At 37.1% G+C, this 14,604-nt stretch carries 17 protein-coding genes and 1 tRNA gene; 12 read left to right on the top strand and 6 right to left on the bottom strand.

Annotated elements, in window-relative coordinates; genetic code table 11:
- Positions 1–28: 28 nt before the first annotated feature.
- Together ABH942_RS07210 and ABH942_RS07205 are read right to left on the bottom strand one after the other, a co-directional pair.
- Positions 29–2,017 carry a tetratricopeptide repeat protein gene (locus tag ABH942_RS07210; RefSeq protein WP_370030587.1) on the bottom strand — a complete coding sequence of 663 codons (1,989 nt, stop codon included), beginning with the start codon at positions 2,015–2,017 and terminating at the stop codon, positions 29–31.
- A complete protein-coding gene (locus ABH942_RS07205; RefSeq protein ID WP_370030585.1) occupies positions 2,014–2,721 on the bottom strand; it encodes a LytR/AlgR family response regulator transcription factor in 708 nt (235 codons plus the stop codon). Before ABH942_RS07205 ends, ABH942_RS07210 begins: the two co-directional genes overlap by 4 nt.
- 172 nt (positions 2,722–2,893) lie before the next feature.
- On the opposite strand from ABH942_RS07205, the gene ABH942_RS07200 reads away from it, so the two are divergent.
- The 4 genes from ABH942_RS07200 to ABH942_RS07185 all read left to right on the top strand — a co-directional run bounded on the left by ABH942_RS07200 (position 2,894) and on the right by ABH942_RS07185 (position 5,579).
- Positions 2,894–3,466, top strand: coding sequence for a hypothetical protein (locus ABH942_RS07200; protein WP_370030583.1), 573 nt, complete (start codon positions 2,894–2,896; stop codon positions 3,464–3,466).
- Between the two features lie 226 nt (positions 3,467–3,692).
- Positions 3,693–4,367 (top strand): proprotein convertase P-domain-containing protein, encoded by a 675-nt coding sequence (locus ABH942_RS07195; protein WP_370030581.1) that lies wholly within the window; start codon positions 3,693–3,695, stop codon positions 4,365–4,367.
- A 125-nt stretch (positions 4,368–4,492) separates the two neighbouring features.
- Complete coding sequence (locus tag ABH942_RS07190) at positions 4,493–5,419, top strand: DUF58 domain-containing protein (RefSeq protein WP_370030579.1); 927 nt, start codon at positions 4,493–4,495, stop codon at positions 5,417–5,419.
- A gap of 86 nt (positions 5,420–5,505) precedes the next feature.
- Positions 5,506–5,579 (top strand) — tRNA-Asp (locus tag ABH942_RS07185).
- A gap of 168 nt (positions 5,580–5,747) precedes the next feature.
- Here the strand turns inward: ABH942_RS07185 and ABH942_RS07180 are convergent.
- Entirely contained in the window at positions 5,748–6,248 is a 501-nt protein-coding gene (locus tag ABH942_RS07180) for a DUF456 domain-containing protein (RefSeq protein WP_370030577.1), read from the bottom strand.
- Positions 6,249–6,306: 58 nt separating this feature from the next.
- Here ABH942_RS07180 and ABH942_RS07175 point away from each other — a divergent pair, with 58 nt between their 5' ends.
- On the top strand, positions 6,307–6,783 hold the full coding sequence (locus ABH942_RS07175; RefSeq protein WP_056072527.1) for a hypothetical protein: 477 nt from the start codon (positions 6,307–6,309) through the stop codon (positions 6,781–6,783).
- 5 nt (positions 6,784–6,788) lie between these two features.
- Here ABH942_RS07175 and ABH942_RS07170 read toward each other — a convergent pair whose 3' ends face one another.
- Both ABH942_RS07170 and ABH942_RS07165 read right to left on the bottom strand, forming a co-directional pair.
- Positions 6,789–7,910, bottom strand: coding sequence for a glycosyltransferase (locus ABH942_RS07170; RefSeq protein ID WP_370030575.1), 1,122 nt, complete (start codon positions 7,908–7,910; stop codon positions 6,789–6,791).
- A complete protein-coding gene (locus ABH942_RS07165; protein ID WP_370030573.1) occupies positions 7,898–8,842 on the bottom strand; it encodes a lysylphosphatidylglycerol synthase domain-containing protein in 945 nt (314 codons plus the stop codon). Before ABH942_RS07165 ends, ABH942_RS07170 begins: the two co-directional genes overlap by 13 nt.
- Positions 8,843–8,864: 22 nt before the next feature.
- Here ABH942_RS07165 and ruvC point away from each other — a divergent pair, with 22 nt between their 5' ends.
- The 7 genes from ruvC to ABH942_RS07130 are packed head-to-tail and all read left to right on the top strand — an operon-like array spanning position 8,865 to position 13,384.
- Complete coding sequence (gene ruvC / locus ABH942_RS07160) at positions 8,865–9,419, top strand: crossover junction endodeoxyribonuclease RuvC (protein ID WP_370030571.1); 555 nt, start codon at positions 8,865–8,867, stop codon at positions 9,417–9,419.
- Between the two features lie 25 nt (positions 9,420–9,444).
- Positions 9,445–10,581, top strand: coding sequence for a radical SAM family heme chaperone HemW (gene hemW, locus ABH942_RS07155; RefSeq protein WP_370030569.1), 1,137 nt, complete (start codon positions 9,445–9,447; stop codon positions 10,579–10,581).
- A 48-nt stretch (positions 10,582–10,629) separates the two neighbouring features.
- Positions 10,630–11,394: a cyclase family protein gene (locus ABH942_RS07150; RefSeq protein ID WP_370030567.1), complete on the top strand. Its 765-nt coding sequence runs from the start codon at positions 10,630–10,632 to the stop codon at positions 11,392–11,394.
- Entirely contained in the window at positions 11,391–11,795 is a 405-nt protein-coding gene (locus ABH942_RS07145) for a GNAT family N-acetyltransferase (protein WP_370030565.1), read from the top strand. The genes ABH942_RS07150 and ABH942_RS07145 overlap by 4 nt, the downstream gene beginning before the upstream one ends.
- Positions 11,792–12,163 (top strand): MmcQ/YjbR family DNA-binding protein, encoded by a 372-nt coding sequence (locus ABH942_RS07140; protein WP_056072056.1) that lies wholly within the window; start codon positions 11,792–11,794, stop codon positions 12,161–12,163. Before ABH942_RS07145 ends, ABH942_RS07140 begins: the two co-directional genes overlap by 4 nt.
- A 45-nt stretch (positions 12,164–12,208) precedes the next feature.
- On the top strand, positions 12,209–12,955 hold the full coding sequence (locus ABH942_RS07135; protein ID WP_370030562.1) for a PH domain-containing protein: 747 nt from the start codon (positions 12,209–12,211) through the stop codon (positions 12,953–12,955).
- 6 nt (positions 12,956–12,961) lie between these two features.
- The gene (locus tag ABH942_RS07130) at positions 12,962–13,384 is read left to right on the top strand and encodes a 3-hydroxyacyl-ACP dehydratase FabZ family protein (protein ID WP_370030560.1); all 423 of its coding nucleotides are present in this window, start codon (positions 12,962–12,964) and stop codon (positions 13,382–13,384) included.
- 75 nt (positions 13,385–13,459) lie between these two features.
- Here the strand turns inward: ABH942_RS07130 and ABH942_RS07125 are convergent, their stop codons facing one another.
- Positions 13,460–14,560, bottom strand: a complete 1,101-nt coding sequence (locus tag ABH942_RS07125) for a DUF4407 domain-containing protein (protein ID WP_370030559.1) — start codon at positions 14,558–14,560, stop codon at positions 13,460–13,462.
- Positions 14,561–14,604: the final 44 nt, after the last annotated feature.

Here is a 14,604-nt window from a genome sequence, read left to right as displayed (position 1 = left end):
CCAAAACCTTAGGCTTTGGAAGGGTTTTTTAATTTAGAGTTAGTATAAAAGTAGTTCCTTGGTTAGGCTCTGTCTGGATATCAATCTTACAATTAATAGCTTTAGCCAGGTCACGTATCAAATGCAATCCCAAACCGGTTTTGATGCCTACAACTTCTTTGTCATCATATAAGGCCCTGAATTGTTCCTGACTGCCACCCGGACCATTGTCTGAAATAGAAAGGTGTTTCATTCCGTTTTTCTCCCACGCCTTCCATGTTATTTGAGCATCTTTGGTTTTTTCCAGAGCTTTGATAGCATTTCCGGTTAGATTGCGGATAATTGTTTTCAGATAATTTTCGTCAGTATTTAATATTAAACCTTGAGAATCTTCAAATAAGATGCTGACATTTTCTTGTCCGGAAAAATGTTTTCGGGTATCTTCAAATAAGGAACTTGCTTTGACGGCTTTGGGCTGAGGTTTAAAGTTTTCCATTTGGCCTTTGCTCCATAGCAGAAGATCTTCCATAGAATTGAGCAGATTTTCAGCAGAAATAATTGTTTTGTCTTCCATCCTTTTTTTGCTTTCATCATCCAACATTTCAGGACTTTCTTTTTGAAGATGAAGAAAATGAATCAGGCTGGATACCGGACTTCTCAAATCATGATTTAGGATGCTAAAAAAGCGCGATTTTGTTTTGTTGGCTAGATCCAGCTCATTATTTAAAAGCTGTAGTTTTTCGTTACTCCTTTTTCGGTTCCTGCTTTGGTAGAATAGCAATATTCCGATAACGGCCAACATGATAAGACCAAGGATAAAATACCATTTTTGTTTTTCCTTGCTTTCTATTTTCAGCTTATTGAACTGGATTTCTTTGTTTTTTAGCTCTATTGTTCGTTGGTCTTCCAGATTTTTTACGGTTTCTTTTGTTGCACTCTGATAGATAGAGTCCTTAGATGTATTGAATTTTTTGAAATAAAGAAGCGCGTTTTTAGAGTCGCCCAGGATTTCATAAAGCGATGCCATCTCCTTAAAATCTGTAGAGAGAGACTTGATGTCATTGCTCTCCTGGTCATAAATTACTGCTTCTTTCAACATTAATAAAGAAGTATCTGCTATTGGCCTGTTTTTGTAAAAAGAATTGTTTTTCGGATCGCTATACTTTTGCATATAAATCATGGAAAGGTTCTGCAGGTTGTAAGACATAATCCTGCGGATTTTTAAATCCTTACTGATTTTTAGCGCTTCTTTGATATGCTCTTCCGCCATGTCATATTTTTTCAATTCCAGATAGGCGCTTCCTAATGTTCCCAGATTCGTAGCTACAAAATTTAGATTATTGTTTTTTCTATTGATTTCCAGCGCCTGATTGAGATAAGAAACGGCCAATTCGTTTTTGCCCTCATTATTGTAAAGCACGCCTATGTTTTCAAGAATCACGGCTTTCATCGTTGGATTGTTGAATTTCTTGTTTATATCCAATGCTTTTTTGAAATATTCCAACGCCTTTTTTCGGTCTTTCAGGTCATTGTATATAAACCCTATGTTGATATAGGTTCCGGCAATTTCTTCGTGTTTGTCTAATTCCTCACTTAATTTAAGGGATTTAAAGCTGTAGTCGAGTCCGTTTTTGTAATCATTCCTGTAAATATAATAAACGGCTATATTCCGGTACAAAACACTCAAAACCTGCTTGTCTTTAGTCTCTTTTGCATATTCAAGACCTTTTCGGTAAAAATTAATTGCAGTAGAATCGGTTGTATTAATTCCCAGACAGCGATAACCTTCGGCCAATCCATTTTTAAAATCAATAGTTTCTGCCATTTCAATAGCACTTTTTGCCAATTGTTTTCCTTTCTCAGGATCTACTCGGGAATATTCCTGACTCAGCTTATTTTTGATAATGACAATGGTCTTTTTGTCTTTGGTATTTTTTAGTGATGTTTCCAACGAATCAATCAGCATTTGCCCCTGTTTTTGGGCTGTCAATACTGTTGAAAACAGACAGAAGATTAAAAAGAAGAATGCTTTTTTCATGATAGCAAGATGTTGATATTTTCTTTAAAGCTCCTTCCCACAGGAATCATGGCGCCATTATTGAGCAGTATTTCCTGGGTGTTGATCTTTTCTATAAACTGTTTCTGTACGGCAAAACTTCTGTGGATTCTTATAAAGGATTGAAAATGGGTTTCTTTTAATAACATCCCCAGGCTGGAAAGAACGCAGTGTCTTTTTTTAGAAGTAATAATCAGGGTATAATCCTTTAAGGCTTCAAGATATAGGATGTCGTGCAGCTTGACTTTGGTTTGATCATGTCCTTCTTTTATATAAATTACATCACCACCTATGCTTGATTCAAATAAGGATGCCTTATGTTTTATTTCCATGAATTCTTCAATACGGCGCATAGTCTGTGAAAAACGGTCAAATTTTAGTGGCTTTACGATAAAGTCTAAAGTATCGAGTTCAAAACTTTCTACGGCAAATTCCGGATGTGAAGTAATAAAAATACAAGCCGGAACTGCCAAAGCATTTTTTCGCAATTCAACGCCGTTCGTACCAGGCATATCGATATCCAGAAACAAAATATCGGGCGGGTTATTTTCCATAAAAGAAAGAGCCTCATCTGCAGACTCAAACACGCCCAAAATGGAGAGGTTTTCAAACCGTTTCGCAAACGAAAGTACCGTAAGCCTGTCTATTTCGTCATCATCAACAATAATACATTTTAGCTTTTCCATTCCAGAAGGATTTACTCAAATGTAAATAAAAAATTTAACATTTATTAAGAAAAATGTTATTGGTCTATTTAAAATGTTATTGGTCTATTAGTGGTTTTTTTAGTTTATGGATGTCAGCACCTTTGTTTTGTAATAACCAAATGATTAAAAACAATAACAAAAAATTAAAGAAATGAAAACGATTAAAATCTTATCGGGAGTTTTATTAGCAATTATGGCAATTTCTTGTAGCAGTGATGATAGCAAGCCATCTTACCCGGTCGAAAATCCATTGGAATCTTACTATACACAGGCAGGATTTACAACTACGGACAATTTTATTAATTCAGGAAGCTATGAATTTGGTCTGGCATTTTCTCCAAATGTCAAAGGAGTTATGAAAGCGATAACGGTTAAACTGCCAGATGCAAACCCGGCCTTGAAGGTTACGATTTGGGATTATACAACCAAAGAAGTTTTAAAAACGGAAACTGTAAATGTAGCAAGTGCAAATACTCTTGTTTCACATCCTATCACTGACTTCGTATTAGAAAAAGACAAAAAATATATGATTACGATGAATTCTAACGATTGGTATAAAAGACATAAAGCGGATAACACAAATGCAACTTATCCTATCACAGCAGGAAATATCAAGTTTTTAGAATACAGATGGGTAGGTGGGGCTACACAAACATTCCCAACCAATGTGTCTTTAGATTATAATGGAGGAGACTTAAGTTTTGACTTCAAAAGGACAGAGTAACATTTTGCGGTTAGTTAGAAAAAAGACCTGGCATTTATAGTCAGGTCTTTTTTATTTAGGCCAGTTTGATATGTTGTTGGTCTATTTAAAACGGCACTTGTCTATTAGCTGTTTTTAGTTGCAAAATACTAATGCAATTTTACATGAGAAAAGCGGAGAGTTTTTTTCAGCACACAAGCCCCAACTATGAAATGATGACTTAATAACCTAACTAATGAAAATGACCATGAAAACAGATTTTTTAAGATTTAAGAAAAGCGATTTAAAAATGAACCTGATGTTTCTGCTGGCTCTTATGTTGGTAAATTGTAGCAAAGACGATAACTCAGAAAAACCGCCTGAAGATACTCGTCTGGCACTGCCTGCGACTTTAGAAAATAATACGCCGCTACCAATACCAGATGCTACAAATCTAACAGGTGCATGTGGTAGCAATGCAACTCCGGGTAGTGCAGAAAACTCTATAGAGATTACTGCAGATGGAATCATAGCCAATCCGTCCAAAGTAAGTATTGAAGTAGACATAAGCCATACTTTTGGCAGTGATGTGGTTTTAGAATTATTTACACCTTCCGGAGATTCGGTTGGATTGATAAAAAGAATAGGTGCAGCTAATAATACGGTCTGCGGTACTGATGCGGATTTCATTGCGGGAAATAAGCTGGTGTTTAATTCGGCTAATACAACATTACTGGCAGCTCCTTTTGTTTCAGGAAATTATGCGCCTACAAGTGGAATGGGTACTTTTCCTACCACAGTTATGATGACGCCTTTGGCAACATTTTTGACAGGCAAAAACATCAAAGGAGTTTGGAGGATGAAGATGTATGATTGTGGTGTGGATGATACCGGAAAGCTAAACTCATGGAAGTTGAAGTTTGATACAGGAGCATTACAATAATAAATATATAGATGTTTTTAGGATTAGTTGAGAAAGGCCTGGAGAATAATGATTCAGGTCTTTTTTTGTTTTCAAAGTCTTGGCATAAATTTTTAAATCAGTCAATCTTTCAATATATTTGAAGAATGAAGATTGAATCGCAAATAGAAAAAATTTCCAGTTTCCAACATTTGGAGCTGTTGGCCAATCAGGTTGTCGAAGGTTTTATTTCGGGAATGCACAAGAGCCCATTTCATGGGTTTTCTGCTGAATTTGCAGAACATAAGGTGTATAATGCTGGTGAAAGCACAAAGCATATCGATTGGAAGCTCTTTGCAAAAACGGATAGGCTGTATACCAAACGTTTTGAGGAAGAAACAAACCTCCGTTGCCATCTGATTATTGATAATTCTTCTTCAATGCATTATCCGAAGTTACATGACGGGCAGCAATTTTTTGAAAGCAAGATTGGATTTTCTGTTCTGGCATCGGCAGTTTTGATGAATTTGCTCAAGAAACAAAGAGATGCTGTCGGGTTGAGTATCTATTCGGACAATTATGAATATTATGCACCGGAAAAAGGAAGTGAGCGCCATCACAGGATGCTTCTCAACAAACTGGAACAATTACTGGCAGAGCCAAAACAATCTAAAAACACAGATACGGTTACTTTTTTGCATCAGATTGCAGAGAAAATGCACCGCCGTTCCATGATTATCCTGTTTACGGACATGTTTCAGCCCGAAAATGAAGAAGCATTGCTGAATGCATTACAGCATTTAAAGCACAATAAACATAAAGTCGTATTGTTTCATGTGATCGACAAAAAAACAGAGTTGAGCTTCGATTTTGACAATACACCGAGGAAATTTATAGACCTTGAGTCGGGAGAAGAAGTCAATCTTTTTGCGGATAACATAAAAGAAGAGTATGAAAAACGCGCTGAAAACTATTTCAAGCGTTTGTCATTGACCTGCGCACAGAATAAAATCAAGTACGTTCCTGTTGCAGCGGGCAAAAATTTTGAAAAAATACTCACTACATATTTGGTTGAAAAACAAATGTTTGGGTAAAACGACAAAAAAAAGTTTGAATTTTTTTGCGAAAACGCTTGCAGAAGTAAAAAACTGTGGTATATTTGCACTCGCAATTAAGCGCTGGTTTGGTAGTTCAGTTGGTTAGAATACATGCCTGTCACGCATGGGGTCGCGGGTTCGAGTCCCGTCCAGACCGCTAAATTGGGGGAAGCCTTTCGAAAGAAAGGCTTTTTTGCCCAAAAAGGTTTTTAAGATTAGTTGTGTTGTTTAGGTACGAAAGTACCAGGTTTAGTAGTTAGACCAATGAAAAGCTTTCCATTTACTTGGAGGGCTTTTTTGATTTAAACAGCATTGCTTTTGGTTATCAAAACCAGACTTCCCTAAATTCCCATACTTTATACAGAAAAAGCCCCAGGAATCCCATACACACAACAAATTTTATAAAGGTTGAAGCCAGAAGGCCAATAAAAGATCCTGTTGCTGCTTTTAGCGCACGGGAATGATCTTTGGAATCGTATAACATTTCTCCAATAAAAGCGCCTAAAAACGGGCCTATAATAAATCCAAAAGGAATTGGTGCAATCGGTCCGATAACTAACCCTATGTTGGTTCCCCAAATTCCATAAGAACTTCCGCCAAAGTGTTTCGTTCCTTTTGCCGGAATGATATAATCTAAAACGCCGGAAACGATAGCCACTAACAACGTAATGCCTAATACCCAGTATTCGGTTTTGATTCCGTCGCAGAAGTAAAGCAGGAGCAATCCAATCCAGGATAGCGGAGCATCTGGAAGTACAGGGAGGAAGCTGCCAAGGATTCCTCCAATCACGCATAAAAATCCAAGAACCAATAAAAAATATTCCATAAATTAAATTTATTATTTTTGAATTATGTAATATTACAAAATGCCTGCCAATCATCACATGAGAAAACTCACAGCAATTCTTTTTTTAGGACTTTTGTGTTCGTGCCAGAATCTTCAGAATCAGAAGATTTCCGAGGAAGAACTGCTCAAACAGGAGCTCCAAAAAGTAAATTGGAATCAGGTGGATGAATTTCCTTCGGTGGCGACTTGTGATTCAATCAAGGATGAAACCACCAGAAAACAGTGTTTTTTTGATTTCCTGACCGTTACAATCCAGCAAAAGCTAGATTTGGATACGTTGTCTATATTATACCCACAGATTGATACAATACAGGTTAAAGTTACTGTATATCCGGATTCAAGAATTGAGTTCGAACCGCAGTTCCCATCCGATAGCCTGGCGTATGATAAAGTGAAAATTGACAGCATACTCCATAGCCGTTTGACCGATTTCCCAAAAATTAATCCTGCCCTAAAAAGAGGGATACCGGTAAAGACGCAATTTATCTTGCCGGTAATTCTGAACGTAGAATAAGAAATCTAGAATTTTCTGCCCTTCCATTCGTATTTCCCAAAAAGAGAATACAACGCCACAGCCGTACTGAAAAAAGGATAAAACAGATTGCTGAGAAGGAAAAATTTGACCTGTTCCGGTTTTAGGAATTTTCCTGTTGGATTTAATAACAGGAAATCCGCAAAGATTTTTACGGCAAACAGCAGATACCAACTCCAAAAAGAAAACCGGCCTGCAAATGTCAAAAGCAATCCAATTACAATGGCCAGATTTCCTCCAAAAACAGCAAGGGCAAGAATTTTTCCAAAAGAATTTTGGTAGGATTTCGTTTTTGAAGCCCATCGCACCCGTTGATTAAAAACGGCATTCCAGTTATCCAAAGGTTCGGTCAGGATAATATTGTTTTCAGATTTTAAATACTGTACTTTTTCAGGATATTTCGCTACGGCTTTTTGCAATAGAAAAACATCGTCGCCACTGGCAATACTATCGTTTCCTTCAAAACCGTTGAGTTCAAGAAATAATTCTTTTTTATAGGCGAGGTTAGCTCCGTTGCACATAAAGGCTTTACGTAATCCGAAACTTCCCATTGTTGCTCCTTGCAGGCTTATCATATCCAGTTGTTGAAACTGTTGGAGAAAAGTGTCTCCGGCAGAAAAAGAAACCGCCCCTGCAATCATTGAAGGATTATGGCTCTGTATGTAGCTGTCAATCGTTTTAAGCCATTCAGGGCTTGCAAAACAATCGGCATCGGTAGTAATGATCCATTCGTTTTGGATGCTGTTTATCGCCGTTGTAATGGCGTCTTTTTTTGGAGAGCCCGATTTTCGAGCAGAATCTAGTATCCGGAAGTTAAAACTCAAAGCTTGAAATTCTTTGATGACACTGACAGAATCGTCTGTTGAAGCATCATTTACAAAGACAATTTCAAAATTTGACCTCGGGTAATCCATTTGCGAGAAAGAATATAGCAATTGGGGAAGATGCTGCGCTTCATTCCGGAAAGGAACAATAATCGAAAAAATAGATTTCGTTTCCGGAAGATTATTGTTAAAAACAGGTAGCTGACGGAAGCCGTAGGCAAGCCATACGATAAAAACGGAATAAATTCCGATGATTCCAAAAAACAGATAGGTTATGATTTCCATACCGACTTAAAATTAAAGACATAATAACTTCCGATAATTACAGGAAGCACCACATTTAAAAACCACATCAAGGTACTGATAAAAACGACAACCCATTCGTTTACGCCAAGCATTCCGAAAAAGAATACCGCAACACTTCCTTTGACAGCAAAATCCAAAAACTGGAATGTGGGTAAGGAAGAAGCCAGGAAATAAACGCTTGTGATCGTTGCCATAAGCAGCAAATAAGGCAGCTGTACATCAAAAGCAAGAAACAGGAAATAATACTGATGCGAAAAAATAAGATAGCGGCCAACAGCCAGGAGTATGTTTTTTTGATGGACCTGTTTAGGAATCTCGTTTATCTTTTCAAAGAGCTTGTTAAGAGAATAACCTCTTATTGTGATTTTTTTCAAACCAAACAACAGGCCGCATATCAGTAATACTATTCCGAAAACAAGCAAGAGGGTTTCGTTGGATACGATTGGGAATTTATAGTTGAAATAAAGCAGTCCGACTGTACCGAAAATGATGGTCAATATCATCTGAATTCCATTGCAAATCAGGTTTAGAAATACGATTCTTTTGGCTTCGCTCTTTTGGAAGTACAATGCCTTAGCGCCATATTCGCCAATTCCGTTAGGAGTGAAAACAGAAGCCGTCAAAGCTCCTAAAACTTGTGCTGTTGCCTTGCCGACAGAAATTTTTTCAACGACCTGAGCAAGATTCTGCCATTTTAATATTTCAAAATAGCGATTAAAAAAACTGAATGATAGCAAGAAAAGAATGCCCCAGAAAGATTTCTTTCGATCCAACAAATCAATAAATTTTTGCCAATTCAATTGTTCGTTATGAGCCAATTGATTCCAGATAAAATAAAATGCACCGCCAACAATCAAAAGTTTGACCAGAAACACTAGGAATTGTTTAGCTTTGTGAGGAATTGCAATCATTCGGCAAAATAACAAATTAAAATTGGCAAACGAACGTATCATATTAGGAATTGATCCCGGGACTACAATCATGGGTTTCGGATTGATAAGAGTTATCAATAAAAAAATGGAGTTCTTGCAATTGAATGAGCTTATATTGAGCAAATATGACGATCATTACACCAAGCTGAAGGTCATTTTTGAAAGAACTATCGAATTGATTGAAACACACCATCCGGATGAAATTGCCATCGAAGCGCCTTTTTTTGGGAAAAACGTACAATCAATGCTGAAATTGGGTCGGGCTCAGGGCGTTGCTATGGCAGCCGGTCTTTCGAGACAGATTCCAATTACGGAATACGAACCCAAAAAAATAAAAATGGCCATCACCGGCAATGGTAATGCATCCAAAGAACAGGTAGCTAAAATGCTACAGCAGCTTTTGGGATTAAAAGAACTGCCTAAAAATTTGGACAGTACAGATGGTCTTGCTGCGGCGGTATGCCACTTTTTTAACTCAGGAAAAACAACAGGCACAAAAAGCTATTCCGGTTGGGATGCTTTTGTAAAACAAAATGAAGACAGGGTAAAGAAATAATGATTTCTGTGCTGTACTAGATAAAATGAGCGGTATTTACATCCATATTCCCTTTTGCAAACAGGCTTGCCATTATTGCGACTTTCATTTTTCGACTTCCATGAAAAAGAAAGAAGAAATGGTACAGGCTTTGGTGAAAGAAATGCAAATGCGAAAATCGGAATTTGAAAACGAAATCGTAGAAACCATTTATTTTGGAGGCGGCACGCCTTCGGTATTGTCAGATGCTGAACTGGCTTTTTTGATTGATGCCGTATACGCCAATTTTAAAGTGGCAGAAAACCCGGAAATTACTCTGGAAGCCAATCCTGATGATCTCTCAGATGACCGTATTATCGGATTAGCAGACAGTCGAATTAACCGTTTGAGTATTGGTATTCAGTCCTTTTTTGAAGATGATTTGAAAATGATGAATCGTGCTCATAATGCAGAAGAAGCCAAAAAATCCTTAGAAACAGCAACACGTTATTTTGATAATATTTCTATCGACCTGATTTATGGCATTCCCGGAATGACTAATGAAATGTGGAAACAGAATATAGAAACAGCACTGCGATTTAATATCCCGCACATTTCAAGCTATGCCTTGACTGTAGAGCCCAAAACAGCCTTAAAGAAACTGATACAGACAGGAAAAGTTTCCGAGCCCAAAGATGAGGTGGCTCAGGAACATTTTATGATTTTGGTAGAATTGCTTCAGGAACACGGATTCATACACTATGAACTATCTAATTTTGGCAAGCCGGATTATTTCTCCAAAAACAATTCAGCCTATTGGTTAGGGAAAAAATATATAGGAATTGGTCCTTCTGCACATAGCTATGATGGGATTTCCAGAAGTTGGAATATTGCCAACAACCCGATTTACCTAAAAGAAATTGAAGCCGGAAAATTGCCTAGCGAAGTCGAGATATTGTCAGCAAATGACCGCTATAATGAATATATCATGACAGGTCTTCGCACTATTTGGGGCGTTTCGCTTGAACGTATTCAAAAAGAATTTGGTGAAGAAGTATTGAAATATCTTCAAAGGCAATCAGAAAAGTTTATCGCTGACGGATTGCTTGCCATTGAAAATAATATCTTGAAAACAACACCCAAAGGAAAGTTTTTGGCAGATGGAATTGCAAGTGATTTGTTTTTGATAAATTTGGATGATTAAATGTAAAAGCCACGCGGGTTTTTGCCAAAGGAATTAAAACATTCAACAATGATTGCCAAAATCCAGCATAATAACCAAAATTTTGAAGTTGATCTTTCGAAGCCGATTGATATTTCCATCTTATTGACAAATACAGATCAGAATCCTATCGCCTGGTATATAGAAAAACCCGTCATAGAACCTGTTCGCTTTGGACATTGGGTAGGGAAGGTTTCTGAAGGAAGCTCATCTACCAATTTCAATAATATCTTTTTCAATCCACACGGACACGGAACGCACACAGAATGTTTAGGGCATATTACAAAAGAATTCTACAGCATTAACCAGTACCTGAAAACCTTTTTCTTTACGGCAGAATTAGTTTCTGTCGAACCGGAAATCCGGGGAGAAGATCTGGTAATAACCAAAAACCAGATAGAAAAAGCATTGGATGGAAAATTTCCCGAAGCCATTGTAATCAGAACCTTGCCAAATGTAGAAGAAAAGCTTTCCAGGAAATATTCGGATACCAATCCGCCCTATATGGAAGAAAAAGCGGCAGTTTTTATCAGAGAAAGAGGAATCAAACACCTGTTGATTGATCTGCCAAGTGTTGACAAAGAAAAGGATCAGGGAAAGCTATTGGCTCATAAGGCATTTTGGAATGTAAAAAATACCCACGACCTGAACGATGATGCCCGATTTGATGCGACGATTACTGAGCTGATTTTTGTAGCTGATGAAGTAGAAGACGGCAGTTATCTGCTAAACCTGCAAATAGCTTCTTTTGAAAATGACGCAAGTCCAAGCAAACCCGTTTTATATAAGATATGATTAGAATTTCTACAGATAAAGACAAGTTGGATATTCCGTTTATCCACAAATTCCTGACCAACACCTATTGGGCAAAAGGAAGAACCATTGAAGAAGTCAAGACAACTATTGAGAATTCTTTTTGTTTTGGAATTTATAACAATGGAAAGCAGATAGGATTTGCAAGAGTGGTGACAGATTATGTTGTTTTTGCGTATATTATGGATGTTTTTATAGTGGAAGAACAGCAAAGAAAAGGATATTCATCACTGCTAATGGACAAATTATTAAATGAGCCGGCTTTTAAAAAAGTCAAGACATGGCGACTGGCTACAGCAGATGCTCACTTTTTATATGAGAAATTTGGATTTGGAGCATTAGCCAATCCGGAGAAACAAATGGAAAAAATAATAAGAGAATGAACATACAAGCCTATTTTGAGTATTGCCTTTCTAAAAAAGGAGTAACAGAACATTTTCCTTTTGATGAAGACACGCTGGTTTTTAAAGTTGGCGGAAAAATGTTCGCACTTTCTTCACTTAGCGGTTGGGAAAAAGGGACACCGTCTATCAATTTAAAATGTGATCCGGAACGAGCAGAAGAACTCCGTGCCGAGTTTGATGATATAAAACCAGGCTACCATATGAGCAAAGTCCATTGGAATACGGTTTCTTTGCATGGCGATGTTACGGATAAAATGGTAAGAGAACTTATTGACCATTCCTATGATTTGGTTTTCAAAAGCTTAACAAAGAAAATCCAAACTGAAATTATTGAATTAAAAAATTAGGTATTACTTTTGTGGATATAAGTCTACAAATTCAGCAACTGAAAGATGAAAGAACAAATTAAAAAGTTTTTAAACGAAGAACAAGATCCAAAAGCAATCGAAAAGATTACTTCAAAACTGACCGATCTACTCATGAAGAATGAGGAAATAGGCTATATAGGAGTGCAAAAAAAACCGGCTATCACGGTTTTTCCAGATAGTATTGTGCTTACAAACAAAAGAATCATTATCTGCAAGCCTAAAAATTTAGGACTGTCGATGGATTTCACAGATTATACATGGGATGATATTGCCGGAACTTTTGTAAAAGAGAATATTTTAGGTTCCGAATTTTCATTTACAACTAAAACCGATCTGACTATTTCTATCGATTATCTTCCAAAAACGCAGGCAAGAAAGATTTATACTTTTGCTAAAGAACAATTGGATGTTTTAAAGAATGGCCCGGTTGTGGAAGCATTTGTTGAGGAGCCAGTGGTAGAAGAATTCCAGGAAAAAGAAATCGTTGCAGAAACGTTCGCTGAGGTAGAAGAGCCGGAAGTTATTGAAGAAGTAGAAACTGAAGAAGTGACCGATTTTGCTGAAATCATTCCTGTTTCTCAATCAGGCTATCGCGATGAAAAGCAATATCCGGACGAAAAGCCTGAAGTTGCAAAGGAAAAAACTTTAGGAGAATTGTCACAGGACGAGCTGTTCGAAAAACTGCAGAACTATAAAAAATTGTTGGACAACGGACTCATCATGCAAGGTGAATACGATGCTTTGAAAAAAGAAATTTTAAGTCATATGTAATATACGATGAGCAAGGATATAGAAAACCTGATACCGCATAGGGCGCCTTTTTTATTTGTAGATGAAATTGTATCTGTAGATAAAGAGCAGATAGTCGCCATTAAGACATTTGATGATACGAATTTTATTTTAAAAGGCAGTTTTCCGGAATTTAATTATGTTCCCGGAACTATCTTGTTGGAATCGATGGCTCAATGTGGCGGAGCAGGTGTTCGGTTATTGGGAGTCACCAATGGAATCTTCGCTTTGGCTTATATTGAAACGGCAGAATTTTTAAAAGGCGTCTTATTTGGCGATCAAGTGAAGTTTGTTATCCAGAATTTGCGACTAAGCGAAAAGATAATCAAGCAGTCCGGAAAAGCGTATGTAGGTGATGATATCATCATGGAAGCAGCCTGGATGAGTATCCGAATTGAAGAAGGAATTTAGCAATAAAAAACTTTGATATAAAAAAGGCGAAAAGTATCCGATACTTTTCGCCTTTTTATTTTTGGTTATACCGTTTTATAAAGTACGTTTTTGCTTTTCTACAAAATTATGGGCCTGTAGTTCCAAAAGTTCTTTTGCCTTTTTGCGCTGAAGGTCATATAATCCTTTATCAGTAGCGATGTCTTCATAAACTTTATCGTGCATCTGAGCGCTGGTTTTTACAAGTAGCTCTCTCTGGTATTTGTCTTGGCTGATTGTTGCTTTTAGTGCGGTTTCTATATCTTCCAGTTTAAAGTCGTATTCTCCTTTTGGGGACAATAGTTTTGCAATAATTGGAGAAGTTTCTATTGCCAGAAACAACAGCATGATAAAGAAGGACGGCAGCGAAGGTAATTTGTTTAGAGCATTGATCCGTGCCATAAGTCCGTCAAATCCATCAATAATAGGTTGGGTTTCGGTTACTTTCTTATCCTGATCGGCCTCAAGTTTTTTGGATAGTTTTTCTGTTTCGGCAATTTTAGCCAGATTGTTTTTTCTTAAGGTATCCAATTCAGATTTAGCCAAATCATGCTTTGCAATCTTTTCTTTAAAAACAGGTCCTTTGCCCAATTTTTTAGTTCCGGCTGTTCCTTCAGCCTCTGCAATATAAGTTTGGTACAAAGTATTGACTTCTTTTTCTTTTTTTCCGATTTCGGATTTAAGACTGTCGATTTTGGCTTTGTTTTTTTCAAGATCCGATTTAAAATAATTGGCAACTTCTTTTTTATTATTTAGCGCCATTGCGTTCTTTTCTTTCAAAAGCACAGTGTCGATTTCCTTTTCGAAGATTTTAATTTCCAGTGGTTTTGAGATTACAATGGCAATAATTATAGCCAATGCAATCCTTGGTGTTGCCTGTATGAATTCGTTTGAAAAGCTGTCTCTTTTTCGAATTGTTGAAACTATAAAACGATCCAGATTAAAAATCAGCAATCCCCATACAAATCCAAAAAATACGGCTGCATAGACATTGTCAAAAACGGTATAAAGGGCATAACTACTGGCGATAAATGCCATTACTGCTGTGAAAAATACGGTGGCTCCAATTCCCGCATATTTATTTTGTTCGCCATTGGAACAGCTTTCGATGATTTTTTTGTCAACTCCGGAGCAGACAATAAAGAAGTCTTTTAACATAATGATTGATGATTAGAATATTGGAAACGTGTCCAATAGTATGA

This window comes from Flavobacterium sp. 28YEA47A, assembly GCF_041262125.1.
In the GTDB taxonomy this organism is placed as follows: Bacteria; Bacteroidota; Bacteroidia; order Flavobacteriales; family Flavobacteriaceae; genus Flavobacterium.
Note: the sequence above shows the minus strand (reverse complement) of the source record. Positions and strands in the feature narration are given on the sequence as shown.

Excerpts from the sequence above, each read along its gene's own strand:
- ABH942_RS07180 (WP_370030577.1), bottom strand. The coding sequence starts at position 6,248 with ATGGAATATTTTTTATTGGTTCTTGGATTTTTATGCGTGATTGGAGGA.
- hemW (WP_370030569.1), top strand. The coding sequence starts at position 9,445 with ATGAGCGGTATTTACATCCATATTCCCTTTTGCAAACAGGCTTGCCAT.
- ABH942_RS07130 (WP_370030560.1), top strand. The coding sequence starts at position 12,962 with ATGAGCAAGGATATAGAAAACCTGATACCGCATAGGGCGCCTTTTTTA.
- ABH942_RS07190 (WP_370030579.1), top strand. The coding sequence starts at position 4,493 with ATGAAGATTGAATCGCAAATAGAAAAAATTTCCAGTTTCCAACATTTG.
- ABH942_RS07195 (WP_370030581.1), top strand. The coding sequence starts at position 3,693 with ATGAAAACAGATTTTTTAAGATTTAAGAAAAGCGATTTAAAAATGAAC.
- ABH942_RS07205 (WP_370030585.1), bottom strand. The coding sequence starts at position 2,721 with ATGGAAAAGCTAAAATGTATTATTGTTGATGATGACGAAATAGACAGG.
- ABH942_RS07135 (WP_370030562.1), top strand. The coding sequence starts at position 12,209 with ATGAAAGAACAAATTAAAAAGTTTTTAAACGAAGAACAAGATCCAAAA.
- ABH942_RS07145 (WP_370030565.1), top strand. The coding sequence starts at position 11,391 with ATGATTAGAATTTCTACAGATAAAGACAAGTTGGATATTCCGTTTATC.
- ABH942_RS07175 (WP_056072527.1), top strand. The coding sequence starts at position 6,307 with ATGAGAAAACTCACAGCAATTCTTTTTTTAGGACTTTTGTGTTCGTGC.
- ABH942_RS07200 (WP_370030583.1), top strand. The coding sequence starts at position 2,894 with ATGAAAACGATTAAAATCTTATCGGGAGTTTTATTAGCAATTATGGCA.
- ABH942_RS07125 (WP_370030559.1), bottom strand. The coding sequence starts at position 14,560 with ATGTTAAAAGACTTCTTTATTGTCTGCTCCGGAGTTGACAAAAAAATC.
- ABH942_RS07210 (WP_370030587.1), bottom strand. The coding sequence starts at position 2,017 with ATGAAAAAAGCATTCTTCTTTTTAATCTTCTGTCTGTTTTCAACAGTA.
- ABH942_RS07165 (WP_370030573.1), bottom strand. The coding sequence starts at position 8,842 with ATGATTGCAATTCCTCACAAAGCTAAACAATTCCTAGTGTTTCTGGTC.
- ABH942_RS07170 (WP_370030575.1), bottom strand. The coding sequence starts at position 7,910 with ATGGAAATCATAACCTATCTGTTTTTTGGAATCATCGGAATTTATTCC.
- ABH942_RS07150 (WP_370030567.1), top strand. The coding sequence starts at position 10,630 with ATGATTGCCAAAATCCAGCATAATAACCAAAATTTTGAAGTTGATCTT.
- ABH942_RS07140 (WP_056072056.1), top strand. The coding sequence starts at position 11,792 with ATGAACATACAAGCCTATTTTGAGTATTGCCTTTCTAAAAAAGGAGTA.